This window comes from Rhizorhapis sp. SPR117, assembly GCF_021742065.1.
Map to the genome: position 1 here is coordinate 68,176 of NZ_JAKKIE010000004.1, position 18,054 is coordinate 86,229.

14 protein-coding genes are annotated in these 18,054 nt (G+C 57.2%); 11 read left to right on the forward strand and 3 right to left on the reverse strand.

Annotated elements, in window-relative coordinates:
- The first annotated feature begins 17 nt into the window (after positions 1-17).
- The 4 genes from L3X40_RS02905 to L3X40_RS02920 are packed head-to-tail and all read left to right on the forward strand — an operon-like array spanning position 18 to position 2,149.
- Entirely contained in the window at positions 18-311 is a 294-nt protein-coding gene (locus tag L3X40_RS02905; RefSeq protein WP_237364284.1) for a YggT family protein, read from the forward strand.
- A 3-nt stretch (positions 312-314) separates the two neighbouring features.
- Complete coding sequence (locus tag L3X40_RS02910; protein ID WP_237364285.1) at positions 315-632, forward strand: DUF167 domain-containing protein; 318 nt, start codon at positions 315-317, stop codon at positions 630-632.
- Positions 629-1,522 (forward strand): bifunctional methylenetetrahydrofolate dehydrogenase/methenyltetrahydrofolate cyclohydrolase FolD, encoded by an 894-nt coding sequence (folD, locus tag L3X40_RS02915; RefSeq protein WP_237364286.1) that lies wholly within the window; start codon positions 629-631, stop codon positions 1,520-1,522. The genes L3X40_RS02910 and folD overlap by 4 nt, the downstream gene beginning before the upstream one ends.
- 3 nt (positions 1,523-1,525) lie before the next feature.
- Complete coding sequence (locus tag L3X40_RS02920; protein ID WP_237364287.1) at positions 1,526-2,149, forward strand: MarC family protein; 624 nt, start codon at positions 1,526-1,528, stop codon at positions 2,147-2,149.
- Here the strand turns inward: L3X40_RS02920 and L3X40_RS02925 are convergent.
- Positions 2,144-2,611: a hypothetical protein gene (locus L3X40_RS02925; protein ID WP_237364288.1), complete on the reverse strand. Its 468-nt coding sequence runs from the start codon at positions 2,609-2,611 to the stop codon at positions 2,144-2,146. The two genes, L3X40_RS02920 and L3X40_RS02925, sit on opposite strands and share 6 nt — an antisense overlap.
- Positions 2,612-2,626: 15 nt before the next feature.
- Positions 2,627-3,907, reverse strand: a complete 1,281-nt coding sequence (purD, locus tag L3X40_RS02930) for a phosphoribosylamine--glycine ligase (RefSeq protein ID WP_237364289.1) — start codon at positions 3,905-3,907, stop codon at positions 2,627-2,629.
- Here purD and xseA point away from each other — a divergent pair.
- From xseA to L3X40_RS02960, 6 genes are all read left to right on the forward strand, one after another.
- Positions 3,906-5,399, forward strand: coding sequence for an exodeoxyribonuclease VII large subunit (gene xseA / locus L3X40_RS02935; RefSeq protein ID WP_237364290.1), 1,494 nt, complete (start codon positions 3,906-3,908; stop codon positions 5,397-5,399). The genes purD and xseA overlap by 2 nt on opposite strands.
- Before the next feature lie 40 nt (positions 5,400-5,439).
- Positions 5,440-5,649, forward strand: coding sequence for a DUF2093 domain-containing protein (locus tag L3X40_RS02940; RefSeq protein WP_237364291.1), 210 nt, complete (start codon positions 5,440-5,442; stop codon positions 5,647-5,649).
- Positions 5,650-5,726: 77 nt separating this feature from the next.
- On the forward strand, positions 5,727-6,566 hold the full coding sequence (locus L3X40_RS02945; protein WP_445177144.1) for a M23 family metallopeptidase: 840 nt from the start codon (positions 5,727-5,729) through the stop codon (positions 6,564-6,566).
- 559 nt (positions 6,567-7,125) lie between these two features.
- Positions 7,126-10,203, forward strand: a complete 3,078-nt coding sequence (locus L3X40_RS02950) for a TonB-dependent receptor domain-containing protein (protein WP_237364345.1) — start codon at positions 7,126-7,128, stop codon at positions 10,201-10,203.
- A gap of 89 nt (positions 10,204-10,292) precedes the next feature.
- Positions 10,293-10,469 carry a hypothetical protein gene (locus tag L3X40_RS02955; protein WP_237364292.1) on the forward strand — a complete coding sequence of 59 codons (177 nt, stop codon included), beginning with the start codon at positions 10,293-10,295 and terminating at the stop codon, positions 10,467-10,469.
- A 122-nt stretch (positions 10,470-10,591) separates the two neighbouring features.
- Entirely contained in the window at positions 10,592-12,322 is a 1,731-nt protein-coding gene (locus tag L3X40_RS02960) for a tetratricopeptide repeat-containing sulfotransferase family protein (RefSeq protein ID WP_237364293.1), read from the forward strand.
- Positions 12,323-12,411: 89 nt separating this feature from the next.
- On the opposite strand, the gene clpB is transcribed toward L3X40_RS02960, so the two are convergent.
- Positions 12,412-14,991 carry an ATP-dependent chaperone ClpB gene (gene clpB / locus L3X40_RS02965; RefSeq protein WP_237364294.1) on the reverse strand — a complete coding sequence of 860 codons (2,580 nt, stop codon included), beginning with the start codon at positions 14,989-14,991 and terminating at the stop codon, positions 12,412-12,414.
- Positions 14,992-15,159: 168 nt separating this feature from the next.
- Between clpB and L3X40_RS02970 the strand changes: the two genes are divergently transcribed.
- Positions 15,160-18,036: a M16 family metallopeptidase gene (locus tag L3X40_RS02970; RefSeq protein WP_237364295.1), complete on the forward strand. Its 2,877-nt coding sequence runs from the start codon at positions 15,160-15,162 to the stop codon at positions 18,034-18,036.
- The last annotated feature ends 18 nt before the right edge of the window (positions 18,037-18,054 follow it).

The following is an 18,054-nucleotide window of genomic DNA, read 5'->3' on the forward strand; positions in this document are numbered from 1 at the left end:
ACCGGACGGAGAAAGCGATGCTGGTCGCCATAATTCAGATACTCAATATCCTGCTCAACATCATCTGGTGGATCATCATCGTACAGGCAATCCTGTCCTGGTTGATCGCGTTCAATGTTATCAACACCTATAATGATTTCGTTCGAAATGTACTGGTCGCTCTCGATCGCATCACCACGCCGATCTACCGGCCCATCCGAAAGATCATGCCCGATCTGGGGGCGCTGGATCTTTCTCCGCTGGTCGTGCTTTTGGCGATTTATATTATTCAGCAGGTCATCTTGCCCCAAATCTACCTCGCCGTGGCTTAAGGCTTGGCGGCGCCCTGGCGTCTGGATGGGTCGGATGTGCGGCTGTCCGTACGGCTGACACCCCGGTCCGCAAAGGAAGCTGTGGGCGGTATGTGGCAGGACCCGCAGGGGACAGCATGGCTTTGCGCCAGTGTTCGTGCCGTGCCCGAAAAGGGGAGGGCGAATGCAGCGCTGATCAAGCTGTTGGCCAAGGCATTGGAGGTGCCACCGAGCGCGATTTCACTGGAAGCCGGTGACAGTTCCCGGTTAAAGCGAGTCCGCATTTCCGCCAACGCGGCAATAGTGATGCAGCGGCTCCAGATAATAGCAGGTGACACATGAAAGTCGGACGGATCATCGATGGTAAAGCCTTTGCCGCTGGGTTGCGCGAGCAGGTGGCGACCGGCGTTCAGTCCTTCGTGGCGCAGGCAGGGCGCAAGCCGGGCCTCGCGGTCGTGCTGGTGGGCGAAGATGCCGCAAGTTCGGTATATGTCCGCAACAAGGGCAAAGCCACTCTGGAAACGGGCATGGAAAGCATGGAATTCAGGCGGTCGGCGACGATCAGCCAGGACGAATTGCTGGAACTGATCGACGAACTGAATGGCGATGACGACGTGGACGGCATATTGGTGCAGTTGCCGCTGCCCGATCATATGGATGACAAGGCGGTTATTGCGGCTATTGATCCGGCCAAGGATGTTGATGGATTCCATGTCGTCAATGCTGGCAAGCTGGCTGTGGGAGAGGACGCGCTGGTGCCCTGTACGCCGCTGGGATGCCTGATGCTGCTCAAGGACGAACTGGGCGACCTGGACGGTTTGGAGGCTGTTATTGTCGGTCGTTCCAATATTGTCGGCAAACCCATGGCGCAGCTTTTGCTGAAGGAAAATTGCACCGTCACATTGGCGCACAGTCGCACGCGGGATCTGGCCTCGGTCGTGCATCGCGCCGACATCGTCGTTGCGGCGGTCGGTCGGCCGGAAATGGTGAAGGGCGACTGGATCAAGCCGGATGCGGTAGTCATAGATGTCGGCATTAACCGTGTTGCGGGCAAGGAAGGGGGTAAACCCACTTTGGTGGGCGATGTCGCAATGTCCGAAGCGTTGAGCCACGTCCGCGCCATTACGCCGGTTCCTGGCGGGGTCGGGCCGATGACAATCGCGGTTCTCTTGCGCAATACGCTGGTCGCGGCCTGCAAGCGGGCGGGGTTGTCGCCACCCGAAGGCCTCTGATCGTTGCTTGAACTTTTCATTTCGGCGTTCATCACCTTTTTCGTGGTGATCGATCCGCCCGGCTGTGCGCCGATTTACGCCAGCTTGACGACTGGCGCTTCGGCGTCGCAGCGCCGTTCGATGGCGATCCGCGCCGTTGTCATTGCAACGCTCATTCTGCTGACTTTCGCATTGTTCGGGGAGGATCTGCTTCGCGCGCTTGGCATCAGCCTCGACAGTTTTCGTATTGCGGGCGGCATCATGCTATTCCTGATTGCACTGGAAATGGTGTTCGAAAAGCGCACCCAGCGGCGCGAGGATCGGGCGCAAAGGATCATCGACACGCCCGAGGTTGAAGACGTATCGGTTTTTCCGATGGCGATGCCGATGATCGCCGGGCCGGGCTCCATTGCCAGCGTCATGCTGACCATGGCGCGTAGTGAAGGGATGTCCGAAACCCTGATCGTCCTCGCCGCCATGGGCAGCGTATTGCTGTTGATGCTCGGTTCGTTGCTGCTGGCCGATCCATTGATGCGCGTGTTGGGGCAAAAGATAGAGGCGGTTATCACCCGCTTGCTGGGCGTGCTGCTTGCCGCTCTTGCCGCGCAATTTGTGATCGACGGGCTGAAGGCCAGTTTCGGCCTATAATTTCCCGTATTTGGCTTCAAATCCCGCAATGTCACCCCGGGCCAGAAAGCTGGCCTGATCGATCCAGTGATCACGGGTCGGGCGTCCGGAAAATGTGCCCAGATGGCTGTCGATCCGGACCAGATCAGCATCGGTCCAGCCAGCGATCTGTTCAAAGCGGGTAATGCCGAGGCCGATCAGCAGCGTGTTGACCTTTGGTCCAATGCCTTTGATTTGCAGCAGATTATCGGGCTCGCCGGGGGCCGGAGCGATGGCCTTTTCTACAGCCGGTGCCGGCGCGGGTGATGGGGTTGGCACGACAGGTTCGGCACGGACCGGTTCGGTGCGAGCAGATTCGGCCGGGGGTGCGACCGATATGTCCGTGCGCTCATTGGCCTTGCCCCGAAGCATGAAGAACAGAACGAGGATCACCACCAGTGCGATCAATAACCAAAGGCCATATGTGGCGATGAAATCCTGCATACCCATTCTCCTCAATCAACCCTTGGTTTCCCGCGCAACTTCCTGCCAACCGATGTCGCGGCGGCAAAAGCCCGTGGGAAACTGGATAGCATCCACGGCTCCATAGGCGGCGGCCTGCGCCTGCGTCACAGTGTCGCCCAGTGCGGTTACATTAAGCACGCGGCCTCCATTTGCAACGAGTTGTCCGTCACGGATGGCCGTGCCAGCATGAAATATCTTTGCCCCATATTTTTCGGCGTCCGCAATGCCGCCGATTGCACCGCCCTTTTCCGGTGTGCCGGGATAGCCCTTTGCCGCCATCACGACCGTCAGTGCGGCCCGATCCGATAATCGAACGCGCCCATGTTCGGCAAGTCGGCCCTCCGCCGTTGCAAGCAGCAAGGGGACAAGGTCTTCCTCCAGCCGCATCATCAGCACCTGGCATTCGGGATCGCCAAAACGCGCATTATATTCGATCAGCTTTGGCCCCTGCGGCGTCAGCATCAATCCGGCATAAAGCACACCGCTATAGGGCATACCCTGCGCCGCCATGGCCGCGACGGTTGGACGCACGATGTCGTCCATCACGCGCTGTTCCAGCGTGGCGCTCAATACAGGCGCGGGGCTGTATGCGCCCATGCCGCCGGTATTGGGGCCGGTATCGCCATCGCCCACACGCTTGTGGTCCTGTGCTGAACCAAAGGAGAGTACCGTCTTGCCATCGGTCAGTGCAAAGAAACTCGCTTCCTCGCCGGCCATGAATTCTTCGATCACCACTTCGGCGCCGGCTTCCCCAAAGCCGCCGGAGAACATATGTGCAATGGCTTCCTTCGCTTCGCTCTCGCTCATCGCGATGACCACGCCCTTGCCCGCCGCCAGCCCGTCAGCCTTGATAACGACAGGCAGTGCGAAGTCATTGAGGGCGTTCAGCGCATCCGTTCGATTTGCAGTCCGGACATAGCCTGCTGTCGGGATACCTGCCTTGCTGCACAGATCCTTGGTAAAGCCCTTGGACCCTTCCAGTTGCGCGGCCAGTTTGTTGGGACCAAAGACCGGCACGCCCGCATTGCGCAGGCTATCAGCCAAACCATCTACCAGCGGTGCTTCAGGGCCGATGACGACCAGTCCGATTGCATGTGCGGCGCAGAATGCAGTCACGGCTTCATGATTGGCGGCGTCGAGGTCGACCAGCTCCGCATGTTCGGCTATGCCCGGATTGCCGGGTGCGGCATAAAGCTTCGTCAGCTTTTGCGATTGCGCCAGCTTCCATGCCAACGCATGTTCCCGGCCACCACTGCCCAGCAATAGGATGTTCATGCCCGATACGCCTTCCCAATTTGATCCGTCCGGCAGGCTGTTAGCCGAGGACGTCGCCGGGGACAACGCGCCCGCGCTCAGCATCACGGAAATATCCGCATTGTTGAAGCGGACGGTGGAGGAGCGCTTTGGCTATGTAAAGCTGCGTGGTGAGATTTCGGGCTATAAACGCGCGGCATCGGGTCATGTTTATCTGGCGCTGAAGGACGAAGGCGCTGTGATCGACGGGGTGATGTGGAAAGGGAGCGCGGCCCGCCTGCCCTTTGCGCCCGAAGACGGCATAGAGGTGGTGGTGAGCGGCAAGATCACCACTTATCCCGGTCGTTCCAAATATCAGATCGTGATCGAACGGATGGAGCTGGCGGGCGAAGGCGCGCTGATGCAGCTTCTGGAACGGCTTAAGCAGAAACTGACCGCGGAAGGATTGTTCGACCCTGCGCGCAAGAAGCCCTTGCCCTATCTGCCGCGCGTCATCGGCGTCGTCACATCGCCTACTGGCGCGGTAATTCGCGACATTCTCCATCGTCTTGCCGACCGCTGTCCGACCCATGTCGTCTTATGGCCCGTCATGGTGCAGGGGGAGGGAGCCGCATTGCAGGTGGCCCGGGCCATCCGCGGATTTGACGCAATGGAGGCAGGGGGCGCCATTCCTCGGCCGGACCTGTTGATCGTGGCGCGTGGCGGCGGTTCCATCGAGGATCTTTGGGCCTTCAACGAGGAAGCAGTGATTCGCGCGGTTGCGGATTGCCGCATCCCTGTCATTTCCGCCGTGGGGCACGAAACAGACACGACGCTATGCGACTATGCCGCCGATGTGCGAGCGCCAACGCCGACAGCCGCTGCGGAGATCGCGGTGCCGGTGCGGGCCGAGTTGACGGCGTGCCTGTCAGAACTTGGTTTGCGTGCTGGTCGCGCCGTGCACCGCTATCATGAGCGCGCCCGTGAACGGCTGACCGCCCAAATGCGGCTGATGCCCACTCTGGAGGCCCTGTTGCAACCGCAGCGCCAGCGGACGGACGACCTTGCCGACCGCTTGCGCCGGGCGCTCTCCCACCGCCTGAGCGATGCCGGGAAGGAACTGTCCGAAGCATCGGGTGCTTTGCGGCCTGCACTGTTGAAACAGCATGTCATGCGGGAGAGGGCACGGCTGGAGGCCGTTCGTCTGCGTCCCGACGTGTTGCGGCGCAGGCTTGCCGACAGCCGCATGGCGTTTGACCGTTTGTCCCGGCTTGCTATTTCGCTTGATCCGGATCGACCCTTATCACGCGGATTTGCGCGGGTTATGCAAGGTGATCAGGTGATCTCCACAGCCACTGCCGCACGCGCGGCCGGTCATGTCACATTGAAATTCCAGGACGATGAAGTAGGAGCCGTCATCAGCGGAAGTCTTGAGAAATTGAAGAAAACTGCTACATCCAAGCCATCGAAGACGCGATCTCCCTCATCGGATGAGGATGATCCGCCAGTGCGTCAGCAGGATCTGTTTTCCTGATCCATCTGCCGCAAGAAAGTATAGACTAAGGTATATGTCCATGTTGATGTCAAACCGCGATCGCCCTGCCAAACTCCATTTCATGCCCTATAATTTCCGTATGCTGTCGCCCGGTGATCATGTGCTGTGTGCCGTGACAGGCGAGAAAATTCGTCTGGATGACCTGCGATACTGGAGCATCGAAAAGCAGGAAGCCTATGCGTCGGCGGAAATTTCGGTGCAGGCGGCCCTGAAAGACGTGAAAGCGTGAAGCAACCGCGGGCGTTGCTCGCGGCGTCCATCGTATTTCTGAGCCTAGGCAGTTGCGCCACGCCCGAAACCCCCGTTGTGGAAGGGGTGTCGCCACAAGTTGGTCCTGCTGCTGTTGCGCCTTCACCTGAAGTTCGTGTGACACAGGACCCGGTGCGACGCGAGTTCGCACTGGAAGGCGCGATCATACAGGGTGGGGCGGTGGTTGGTACAGCGCCGGATTCCGCCATCCGGCTGGAACTGGACGGGCAGGCCATTGATCTTGCCAGAGATGGGCGCTTTCTGATTGCTTTTGACCGGGACGCCGCACCGACGGCTCGGCTGGTTGCCTATCTGGAAAATGGAGAGGCGATTGAAAAGCTGCTGACCATTGCCCCGCGTGATTGGCCGATCGAACGTGTCAATGCGCCGTTGCGCGCCGGAGTCCCATCCGCGACCTTTCTGAGAATGCGTGCTGTGGAATTGGAACAGATCAATGCTGCGCGGCAGGTGCATACCGACAGTCAGGGTTGGCGTCAGCGCTTCATCTGGCCACATAAGGGCCGCATCTCCGGTCGTTTTGGATCGCAGCGCATCTATCAAGGGAAGCCGGCCAGCTATCATAGCGGTGTCGATGTGGCCGGAGCAACGGGAGATATCATCGTCGCGCCGGCCGATGGGGTTGTTATATTGGCGAGTGATCAACCTTTCACGCTGGAAGGCAATCTGCTGATGCTGGATCATGGCATGGGCTTGAACAGTGCCTTTCTGCACTTGTCCCGAATCGATGTGAAAGCGGGTGACCATGTCCGCAAGGGGCAACCCATAGCCGCCCTTGGCGCAACAGGCCGGGCTACTGGCCCTCATATGCACTGGGGCCTGAAATGGAATGATGCACGGATTGATCCGATGCTCCTCGCGGGGCCGATCACAGAATAGTGCATTTCAGCTGACGCTGTATAATAGAATTATGGGTATGCTTTTTGGTCCAAGAAAATCGTGCCCTTTTTGCATATGCCATTACATACCTGAAACGTTATTTTGTAGATGTTTCTGGAGCGATAGGGTCCGGCCGTTTACGCTCAATGGTGCAATTAACGGGTTTAGGCGTGCAATTGCAAGGAACATATCTCTAAAATCAGAGTCTTGTCGAACGCGAAACGAATATCGGTATTCGCCGGGCCCGGGGAAGGAAGTGTCCTGCGGGAACATGGGTTATGGAAAATATTCATACCGATTCCCCTAAAACGCATTGTTGTATTTAGGGCACAGGGTCTGGAAAAGAGGCCATGCTTTTCATTCTTACTATTTACAGTTGTATAACAAGCAAGCAAGTTTCCGGTTAATCCCACCTGAACGGCGTTGACCCAGATCAGCAGGATACAGGCGGTGAAATAAAATCAGGCGGACCGACAATGCTCGTCCTCCTCCAGAAAAAGGGACTGGAACTGTGATCAAGACATCGAAATTCGCGCAACTGCGCGCCAGCGTTGCACCCATGATTTTGGGTGCGGCGTTCCTCGCTATGCCCGCCATCGCCCAAGACGCCGAACAGGCGTCGGAATTGCAGGGAGAGGCGATTATCGTGACGGGATCGCGCATCCCTCAACCCAATCTGGAAGCGCCTGCGCCGCTTACCGTCGTTTCTGCTGAGGATATCAAGGCGCAGGGTACGACCAGGGTTGAGGATCTGCTGAACAGTTTGCCGGCGGTTTTTGCCAGCCAAGCATCAAGTCTTTCCAACGGTGCGGATGGAACCGCATCGGTCGATCTTCGCGGGATGGGCAGCAGCCGTACGCTGACTCTGGTTAACGGTCGCCGCTTGCTGCCGGGTGATCCCAGTCCGACCAGCGGTTCGGCGGCCGATATCAACATCATTCCGGCAACCATGCTGAAACGTGTGGAAGTCCTGACGGGCGGCGCATCTTCAACCTATGGTGCTGACGCCGTCGCTGGCGTTGTCAACTTCATCATGGATGATGACTTCACCGGTTTTCGTGTGGATACCCAGTATAGCTTTTATCAGCATAATAACCGCAACAAGTTCACACAACCGTTGCTTAATGCACGCCAAGATGCCGGCTTCACCGGTTATGACTATCCATCGGGCAGTGTAGCCGATGGCGGCACATTCGATGCGACGCTTTCCATGGGCACCAATTTTGCCGATGATCGCGGTCATGCGATGGTCTATGTCGGTTATCGCAAGGTCAAAGAAGTTCAGCAAAGCCGTCGTGATTACAGTGCGTGCGTCATTAATACTGATTCAGCCGGCGTTTCAACCTGTGGCGGTTCAGCAACCAGCGCCAATGGCAATGTGATCCTGTTTGACGATGTCGGCACAGGCACGACCTCGACATTTTATACATTCGCGCCTGGCGGCGGCTTCAACAATTCGGCGACGCGCTACAATTTCGCTCCGAATAATTATTATCAGCGTCCCGACGAACGATATACGGCGGGCCTGTTCGTGGATTATGAGGTCAATGACTCGATCAAGCCCTATCTGGAGTTCATGTTCATGGACGACCGGACGGTTGCCCAGATCGCACCATCGGGCGATTTCGGCAATACACTGCTGGTCAACTGCGACAATCCTCTGATGTCGGCTACGCAGAGTGCGATAGTTTGTGATAATGAGAATTTGATCAACGGCTTCCTTGGCACATTCCCGCTGGCGGTTGGTGCGGCTTACAATCCCAATCCGGGGGATGCGCCGATTGATTTCACAGATTCACAGGGAAACACCTATAATCAGGCATTCTTCCAGCTATTGCGTCGTAATGTGGAAGGCGGTCCGCGCCGCAGCGATCTTCAGCACACCAATTTTCGCACGGTGATTGGCACGAAGGGCGATCTGGGTGATGCATGGTCCTATGATACCTATTATCAATATGGCCGTACGAACTATTCGCAGGTTTATACCAACGAATTTTCGGTAGCGCGTTTGAGCCGTGCCCTTAATGTTATCACCGACAATCGGGCGGGGAGCTTAACCTTTGGTCAGCCAGTCTGCCGCTCAGTCATTGATGGCAGCGATCCGAACTGTATTCCCTATAATGTCTTTGCAGGGGCCGGTGGCGCAACTGCGGATTCAATCAATTACCTTTCGGCCACGGGTTTTCAGAAAGGTTATACTTCTGAGCAGGTCGCCAGCTTCTCTCTCACCGGCGATTTGGACAAATATGGCATTCGTACACCATGGGCGGATATCGGCATGGCTGTCAATGTCGGCTTTGAGTGGCGTAAGGAAACTTTGGATCTCAACACGGACAATGCCTTCTCTACCGGTGATCTCACCGGTCAGGGAGGCGCTACGCTTCCATTGTCCGGTAGCTTCCGCGTGTATGAATTCTTCGGTGAAACCCAACTTCCGGTGGTACAGGATAGCTTCCTCTATGACCTGACTTTAAACGCCGGCTATCGCAAGTCATACTACAAGACGAGCGCGAACAAGAAATATGATACCGACACCTACAAGTTCGGTTTTGAGCTGGCTCCGATAAGAGATATCCGTTTCCGTGCCGCTTATAACCGTGCGGTGCGTGCTCCCAATATTCAGGAGTTGTTCGCAACCAACACGGTGGGCCTCAACGGTTCGGAAGACCCTTGCGCTGGCGTCACGATCACGGCGACTGACTATGGTTGTATCGCTCAAGGTCTGGCGGCTGGACGTAACACGCCTGCAAACCCGGCCGAGCAATATAATGGTCTGATCGGCGGTAACACCGACTTGACGCCGGAAAAGGCCACGACCAAGACTTTTGGGGTGGTCTTGCAACCGCGCTTCCTGCCGCGCTTCGCTCTCACGATCGATTATTTCGACATCAAGGTTGTGGATGCGATCCGGTCCTTTGGTCAGGACGCAATCCTGTCTGACTGCGTTGCCAATGCCACAGCCGCGTTCACGCCGGTTTCCTGCAGCTTGGTCAATCGTGATCCAGCGGGTTCGCTCTGGCTGACGCCTGGCGGTTATGTCATTGATTTTCCGAACAATGTTGGCAAGTTTCAGACGAAGGGCGTCGAAATCAATAGCTCTTACTCGCATAATGTTGACAAGGTAGGCAAACTGTCCATGAGCCTCGTTGGTACGTATCTGGATCAATATAAGGTCGATAATGGTTTGACCGCACCTTATGATTGCGCAGGCCTGTATGGTGGCACCTGCAGTGTCGGTGGTGCGACCGACAGCGGCGCACCACTGCCCAAATGGCGTCATAAGTTCAGAGTCTCGCTCGACACGCCAAGTGGCATTGGTGTGTCGGTTCAGTGGCGCTATATCGGCAAGGTAAAGTCGGAAACGCTGGTGGATAACTCAACCCTCAGCAGCAGTTCCCAGCAAGGTCCTGGCCTGCACATCGGCGCGCAAAGCTATTTCGATCTGAGCACGCGCTTTACATTCGAGAAAAAATACACCTTCCGTTTGGGCGTCAACAACGTGCTCGACAGGCAACCACCGCTGGTCACGTCGTCAGGTTCGTTGTGCCCGACCGGTCCGTGTAATGGTAATACCTACCCGGCGACTTATGACGCGCTTGGCCGTTATATCTTTGCTGGCTTCACGCTGGACCTCTGATTTCTATCAGAGCTATCGATAGGGAAGCGGCCGGTTCATTATCGGCCGCTTTTTTCGAACCGCTAAATCCTGTTGCACCGGCACCCGCTATGGATGAGGAAGAGATATGGCGACTGCATCTCAAATGGACTCCAGAACCGCTGAAATATTGCGGCATGCCATTGGTGCGGCCCAATCTGGCGATGCAAAACGAGCATGCGACTTGGCTCGGCAGGGTCTCCTCAATGGTGGGGATGCCGTTGCTTTGCATGCGTTTCTGGGAATGATGGGCGCGCGAACGGGCGATCTTTCTTTAGCAATCACTCACCTGAAGCAAGCGCATGAGAGGCGACGCTCCGATGTTACCATTGCATGCAATCTGGTGTCCGTCCTTGTCGAATCAGGTGATATGTCCGCCGCCCTCGATATTGCGACACCAGAGCTTGCGTTCGCCGATTCCACTCTGCGGATTACGCGTTACCGCGGCTTTGCCGCACAATCACTCGAACGCTTCGACGATGCTGTTGCAGCTTATGAATATGTGGTCAAACATGCGCCGGATGATATTGAAAGCTGGAACAATCTGGGTAATGCGCGGGCCGCATTGCAAGATTATGAAGGCGGGATTCTCGCACTGAAACGTGCGATGGAACTCGATCCGCAAGCCGCTCCCACACGTGTCAACCTTGCATCCGCGCTTCAATCGGCGGATCGAAATGACGAGGCGGAGGAAGTGTTGCGTCGGGCTGCGCAGGACTTTCCCGATGATGCACATCCATTGCATGAACTTTATGTGATGATGAAGCGAGATGGACGCCATGAGGAAGCGCTGTCGGTGCTAGAAAAAGCCGTGGCGCGAGACCCCGATAATGCCAGTCTGCAACTTAAGCTGGGCATTGAATCTGGCATAGTGCGCAAGACGGGCGAAGCCGAAAAAGCCTTTCGCCGGACCATTGCACTCGACCCGCGTATGGCAGATGCGTATCTCGGCCTGATTATCCAATATGAGCATACCAATCAGGAAGCTGAATTCGCTCCGCTGATAGCACTCGCCGAAAGCAATGGCCTCGCCGAAGGCACGCTTGCCTATATGCGCGCAATGGAACACCGAAGGACGAAGCGTTTCGAGGAAGGTCTGGCGGATATTGTACGCGTTCCGGCTTCGTTGGAACCGGAACGCACGGCGCATATTCGCGCGACATTGCTGGACCGTCTGGGACGGACTGATGAAGCTTTCGCGGCGTTCGAAGAAGCCAATGGATTGCATCAAACCAATCCCACAAATCCCCTGAATCGCGCGGCGGAACTGCGTCGTGAATTATCGGAAAAAATTCGAATAGTGAATCCTGAATGGGTGAATGGATGGAATAGCGTCAATCCTCCCCCGGAAAGACCGGATCCGGTCTTTCTGGTCGGTTTCCCACGTTCAGGCACGACGCTGCTCGACACGATATTGATGGGGCATCCGGCAACCGTTATTCTGGAGGAACAACCGCCGCTCAATCTTGTGGAAAAAGCATTGGGTGGTCTCGACGGATTGCCGAAGCTCGATGCGGCGGGCATTGTCGCTGCCCGGCAGCACTATTTTGACGAGGTTGTCAAAATTCATCCAGTTGGCGAAGCTGATCTGCTGCTCGACAAATCGCCGCTATTTCTGCATGAAGTCCCCGTCATCCAGCGCTTGTTTCCCAACGCTCGCTTCATTCTTGCGCTGCGCCATCCCTGCGACGTGGTACTCAGTTGTTTCATGAGCAATTTCCGGCTGAACTCCGCGATGGCCAATTTCCTGCGGTTGGAAGATGCGACGGAATTCTACGATCTGACTTTCCGTTATTGGGAACATTGTTGCGCAATCTTTTTGGTCGACGTCAGGATCGTCTTTTACGAGCGGCTTGTGGAGAATGTGGAGCGGGAAGTTCGGCCATTGTTCGATTGGCTCGGGCTGGATTGGTATCCGGACGTGCTTGATCATCAGCGGACAGCAAAGAACAGAGGCCTTATTGCAACGGCCAGTTATTCACAGGTGACAGAGCCCATCTACAAACGTGCAGCGGGGCGGTGGCAGCAATATCGGGCGCATCTCGAACCGGTCATACCGGTCTTGCGGCCCTGGGTCGAGAAATTTGGTTATGACCTTTAGGGCTTGGGCCTTTATCCTCTGGAATGCGGGGAAGTAAATCCACGCCGAAGCGAAAAAGAAGGCGGCCTTTTGGAGGCCGCCCTTTCTGTTTATTGGCAAACTAACAGCAATTTGCCATCGCCTTCTTCGATCTTGATCGTCGCCCCATCGGGGACGTCGCCGCGCAGGATCATGTCGGCCAGTGGGTCTTGCAGATATTTCTGCACTGCACGCTTCAATGGCCGCGCGCCATAGACGGGGTCGTAACCGACGCGGCCCAGCCAGTTACGAGCGCCTTCGACCAGCTCCAGCTTGACCTTGCGATCCTTGAGCAGTTTTTGCACCCGGCCGACCTGAATGTCGACGATCGGACCCATATGGTCCTGGCTCAAGCGGTGGAACAGGATGATTTCGTCCAGGCGATTGAGGAATTCCGGTCGGAAATGGGCGCGGACGATCTCCATGACCTGAGGCTCGACGTCCTCCACCTTTTGCTCGTCGGTCAGGTTGGAGAGGAATTGGCTGCCCAGGTTGGACGTCAGGATGATGAGCGTATTGCTGAAATCCACGGTGCGTCCCTGTCCATCGGTCAGGCGACCGTCGTCAAGCACTTGCAGCAGCACGTTGAACACGTCGCCATGCGCCTTTTCGACCTCATCGAACAGGATGACCTGATAGGGGCGGCGGCGGACCGCTTCGGTCAGCACGCCGCCTTCTTCATAGCCGACATAGCCCGGAGGCGCGCCGATCAGGCGAGAGACTGAGTGTTTTTCCATGAACTCGCTCATGTCGATGCGGACCATGGCATTGCTGTCGTCGAACAGAAACTCGGCAAGCGCCTTGGTCAGTTCGGTCTTGCCGACGCCCGTGGGGCCAAGGAAGAGGAAACTGCCCAGTGGCCGGTTCGGGTCCTGCAAGCCTGCGCGGCTGCGGCGGACGGCGGTGGACACGGCCTTGACCGCATCCTCCTGCCCGATCACGCGCTTGCCAAGTTCGCTTTCCATGGCGAGCAGTTTTTCGCGTTCGCCCTCCATCATTTTGTCGACGGGGATGCCGGTCCAGCGAGACACAATCGAGGCAATGTCCTCCGACGTGACTTCCTCGCGCAGCATCGCGCCTTGCGATATCGCCTGCGCATCCTCCAATTGTTTGGTGAGTTGCGGAATGGTGCCGTAGCTCAGTTCGCCCGCCCGGCCGAGATCGCCACTGCGCTGCGCCTGCTCCAGTTCGATACGCGCGGCATCGAGTTGTTCCTTCAGCTTTGCCTCGCTGTGGATCTTTTCCTTTTCCGCCTGCCAGCGCTGGGTCAGTTCGGACGATTCCTGCTCCAGATTTGCCAGTTCTTCCTCCAGATTGTGGAGGCGGTCTTTCGATGCGGTATCGGTTTCCTTCGATAATGCCTCACGTTCGATCTTGAGCTGGATAATCCGGCGATCGAGCGTTTCGATTTCCTCGGGCTTGCTCTCGACCTCCATGCGCAGGCGGCTGGCGGCTTCGTCCATCAGGTCGATCGCCTTGTCCGGCAAGAAACGGTCGCTGATATAGCGGTGGGACAGGGTCGCAGCGGCCACGATTGCGCCATCGGTAATCCGCACGCCATGGTGCAGTTCGTATTTTTCCTTCAGGCCGCGCAGGATAGAGACCGTATCCTCGACCGTCGGCTCGCCAACGAAAACGGGTTGGAAACGCCGTTGAAGTGCCGGGTCCTTTTCCACATATTTGCGATATTCATCGAGCGTGGTCGCACCGATACAATGCAGTTCGCCGCGAGAGAGGGCCGGTTTCAGCAGGTTGGAGGCATCCATCGCGCCTTCGCCCTTGCCGGCACCGACAAGCGTGTGCATTTCATCGATGAACAGGATGATGTGGCCTTCGCCGGCCTTTACCTCATCAAGCACGCCTTTCAGCCGTTCCTCGAACTCGCCCCGGTATTTGGCGCCCGCGATCAGGCTGCCCATGTCGAGCGCCATCAGCGTGCGGTCCTTCAGCGTGTCGGGCACGTCGCCATTGGCGATACGCAGGGCAAGGCCCTCGGCAATCGCGGTCTTGCCGACACCGGGTTCGCCGATCAGGACAGGGTTGTTCTTTGTACGGCGGGCGAGAATCTGGATGGTGCGGCGGATTTCCTCGTCGCGCCCGATAACGGGGTCCAGCTTGCCATCACGCGCGGCTTCCGTCAGGTCGCGGGCAAATTTCTTGAGCGCATCATAGCGGTCCTCTGCGCTTGCCGTGTCGGCGGTGCGACCGCCGCGCAAATCGTTGATGGCGGCATTGAGCGCTTCTGCCTTTACGCCCGCGGTGCCAAGCGCCTTACCCGCTGCGGTGGTGGTGGAAAGGACGAGCGCAAGCAGCAGCCGTTCGACTGTGACGTAGGAATCGCCCGCCTTTTGCGCCACCTGTTCGGCCTGATCGAGCACGCGCACGCCATCGTTGTCGAGGCCCGGCGTCTGCTGTGCTCCGCCGCCGGATACTGCCGGAATTTTCGCCAGGGCCGCATCGGTTTCGCGCAAAGCCACGCCCGCATCACCGCCGCTGGCCTTGATAAGACCGGCGGCCATCCCTTGTTCATCCTCCAGCAATGCCTTCAGCAGATGTTCAGGTGAAATGCGCTGATGATTGAGGCGAATGGCAACCGTTTGCGCTGATTGGAGGAAGCCCTTTGCCCGATCCGTGAATTTTTCGAGGTTCATGATAACCCTGCTCCTTTACGTCCCCAGATAGTGTTGCAGATTTGCAACACAAGGGACTGTCCGAAAAAATGTTCCGTCACTGCACTATGCTTCGCCATAGCGGTTGCGCGACCTATGAGCGGCGTTATGGTGCCGCTATCCCGCGCACAGACAAGACAAGGATTTTCCATGCTGCGTCGCCTCATTCTCGCATTTGTTCTTCCGGCCTGTGCAATGTCGGCATCCTTTGCTCAGGCGCAAGACCCTGCGCCGGTTTCAGAACTAATATCGGCGGTCGACATTCCCTATAAGGAATTTACCTTAGACAACGGGTTGCGCGTTATCGTGCATGAAGACCGCAAGGCGCCCATCGTTGCGGTGTCCGTATGGTATAATGTCGGATCGAAGAACGAACCGGCGGGGAAAACCGGCTTTGCCCATCTGTTTGAACATTTGATGTTCAATGGGTCCGAAAATTCGCCGGGTGATTTTTTCGAACCATTGCAGCAGGTAGGCGCGACCGATTTCAATGGCACCACCTGGTTCGACCGCACCAATTATTTTGAAAGCGTTCCGACTTCGGCGCTGGAAGTGGCGCTGTTTCTGGAAAGTGACCGCATGGGGCATTTGCTGGGTGCCGTGACCCAGAAAACGCTCGATAATCAGCGCGGCGTCGTTCAGAATGAAAAGCGGCAGGGCGATAACCAGCCTTATGGGCTGGTCGAATATGCGCAGCTCGCGGCCCTTCTTCCCGCTGACCATCCTTATGGCCATTCCACCATCGGATCGATGGCCGATCTGGACAAGGCAAGCCTTGCCGATGTGAAAAGCTGGTTCACCGACCATTATGGTCCCAACAATGCCGTACTTGTGTTGGCAGGCGACATTAACGCCAAGCAGGCCAAGCCGCTGGTGGAGAAATATTTCGGCGACATTCCGCGTGGCAAGCAGGTCCAACCGGTCAACGTGACCATTCCGACCCTTTCCGCACCGAAAATCGAAGTGATGAAGGACAGGGTCGCCACAACGCGCCTTTACCGCAACTGGATTGTGCCGGGCCTCAATGATCCTGATTCGGTTCTGCTGAACATCGGGATGAGCGTGCTTGGCGGCCTTGCCAGTTCGCGGCTGGACAATATCCTTGTGCGGGACGAACAGCTTGCCGTGCGCGTTACCGCCGGGGTGCAGGATTTCGCTCAGCTTGGCATGATCGAGATCACCGCCGATGTGAAACCCGGTATTGATGCTGATGTCGTTGCCAAGCGGCTGGATGCGATCATGGCCGATTATATTGCCAAAGGGCCAACCGCCGATGAAGTCCAGCGCGTTGCGACGCAGAGCGTTTCAGGCCGCATAGCGGGTCTGGAACAGGTAGGCGGATTTAGTGGCAAGGCGGTGGCCCTGGCCGAAGGTGAACTCTATTCCAACGATCCTGATTTTTACAAAAAGCGGCTTGCCGCATTGGCCGCGGCCACGCCTGAAGCGGTGACGGCGGCGATGCAGAAATGGCTGCGTCGCCCGGTCTATGCACTGCGCGTTATTCCCGGCGAGCGCGACCCTTATGAGGAGGCTGCACTGTCGAAGGGCAGTCGTACCGGCGTTCTTGCCGCGCCCGCTTTCTATCGCGCACCTGATGAGGCCGGTTCGACTACCGCTACCCAACCGGCGGCTGGTGTCGACCGCAGCAAATTGCCCGAGGTTAGTCCCATTCCCGATCTTGATTTCCCGACAGTTGAAACCACGACGCTATCGAACGGGATCAAGGTGCATTTCGCCCGGCGCGATGCCATTCCGGCGATTCAGCTTTCGGTTGTGTTTGATGCCGGAAATGCCGCTGATCCCAAGGATAAGCTGGGCACCCAGTCGCTGATGCTTGCGATGCTGGAGGAAGGCACGACCTCTCGCAACAGCATCCAGATCGCCGAGGAACAGGAAAGGCTGGGCGCCAGCATTTCGGCCAGCGCCAGCATGGATAGAACGAGTGTGTCCATGTACGCACTGATGCCCAATCTCGCTCCCTCGCTCGACCTGATGGCCGATATCGTCAAAAATCCGGCTTTCGATCCGCATGAACTGGAACGCATAAGAGCGACGCAGCTTGCGCGGATTGCGGCTGAAAATACGCAGCCGAAAAGCATCGCACTGCGCACATTGCCGCCGCTGCTGTTTGGCAAGGATCACCCATATGGGGTGGCCTTTACCGGTACTGGCGATCCGGAGGTCGTTGCAAAACTGACGCGCAATGACCTGGCGTCCTTCCACCACCGCTGGATCCGCGCCGACAATGCGGAAATCTTTGCAGTGGGCGATACGACACTGGCCGAATTGAAGCCGATGCTGGAAAAATATTTTGGTCTTTGGCGGATGACGCGCGACATGAAGGGCGTCAAGAATTCCGATGTCGCAACGCCCGCCGCGCAGGAACGGATCATTCTGGTCAACCGTCCGCAATCGCCGCAGTCCGTGATCCTTGCGGGCCAGGTTCTGGACGCACAGGGGACGGATGATCTGCTGAAACTGATCGCAGCCAATGATGTGATGGGCGGAAATTTCCTGTCGCGTATGAATATGGATTTACGGGAAACGAAGGGTTGGTCCTATGGTGTGCGCGGCAGCGTCAACCGCGTGCAGCGCAACGTCCCTTACATCCTGAGCGCGCCGGTGCAGGCCGACAAGACCGGACCCGCTATTGCGGCGCTTAAAACCGAAATGAAGGCGTTTCTTGGTGCCAAGGGTGTGACCCCCGCGGAACTGGAACGTACCGTCAATGGCAACATCCGCGAACTGCCTGGCAGCTTTGAAACATCGAGCGACGTCCTTGGCGAAATGCAGCGCGACGTGCTGTACGACCGCCCCTTCGATTATGTCGAATCGCTTGCGGATAAATATCGCGCGCTGACCGCAGCGGACCTTGATAATGCCGCGCGCGCCGCCATTGATCCGGATCGATTCACCTGGGTCGTCGTGGGCGACAAGACCAAGATCATGAATCAGCTTGAGGCGCTTGGTATGCCCATCACTGCAGTGGAAGACCCGTCTGGACCGGGGACAAATGGAAACGAATGAAATCATACAATAAGGAGA

What these genes read in the sequence shown, in the direction of transcription:
- L3X40_RS02905 (WP_237364284.1), top strand. Translation starts at nt 18, where the DNA reads ATGCTGGTCGCCATAATTCAGATACTCAATATCCTGCTCAACATCATC.
- folD (WP_237364286.1), top strand. Translation starts at nt 629, where the DNA reads ATGAAAGTCGGACGGATCATCGATGGTAAAGCCTTTGCCGCTGGGTTG.
- L3X40_RS02925 (WP_237364288.1), bottom strand. Translation starts at nt 2,611, where the DNA reads ATGCAGGATTTCATCGCCACATATGGCCTTTGGTTATTGATCGCACTG.
- xseA (WP_237364290.1), top strand. Translation starts at nt 3,906, where the DNA reads ATGCCCGATACGCCTTCCCAATTTGATCCGTCCGGCAGGCTGTTAGCC.
- purD (WP_237364289.1), bottom strand. Translation starts at nt 3,907, where the DNA reads ATGAACATCCTATTGCTGGGCAGTGGTGGCCGGGAACATGCGTTGGCA.
- L3X40_RS02940 (WP_237364291.1), top strand. Translation starts at nt 5,440, where the DNA reads ATGTTGATGTCAAACCGCGATCGCCCTGCCAAACTCCATTTCATGCCC.
- L3X40_RS02950 (WP_237364345.1), top strand. Translation starts at nt 7,126, where the DNA reads ATGATTTTGGGTGCGGCGTTCCTCGCTATGCCCGCCATCGCCCAAGAC.
- L3X40_RS02955 (WP_237364292.1), top strand. Translation starts at nt 10,293, where the DNA reads ATGGATGAGGAAGAGATATGGCGACTGCATCTCAAATGGACTCCAGAA.
- L3X40_RS02960 (WP_237364293.1), top strand. Translation starts at nt 10,592, where the DNA reads ATGTCCGCCGCCCTCGATATTGCGACACCAGAGCTTGCGTTCGCCGAT.
- clpB (WP_237364294.1), bottom strand. Translation starts at nt 14,991, where the DNA reads ATGAACCTCGAAAAATTCACGGATCGGGCAAAGGGCTTCCTCCAATCA.
- L3X40_RS02970 (WP_237364295.1), top strand. Translation starts at nt 15,160, where the DNA reads ATGCTGCGTCGCCTCATTCTCGCATTTGTTCTTCCGGCCTGTGCAATG.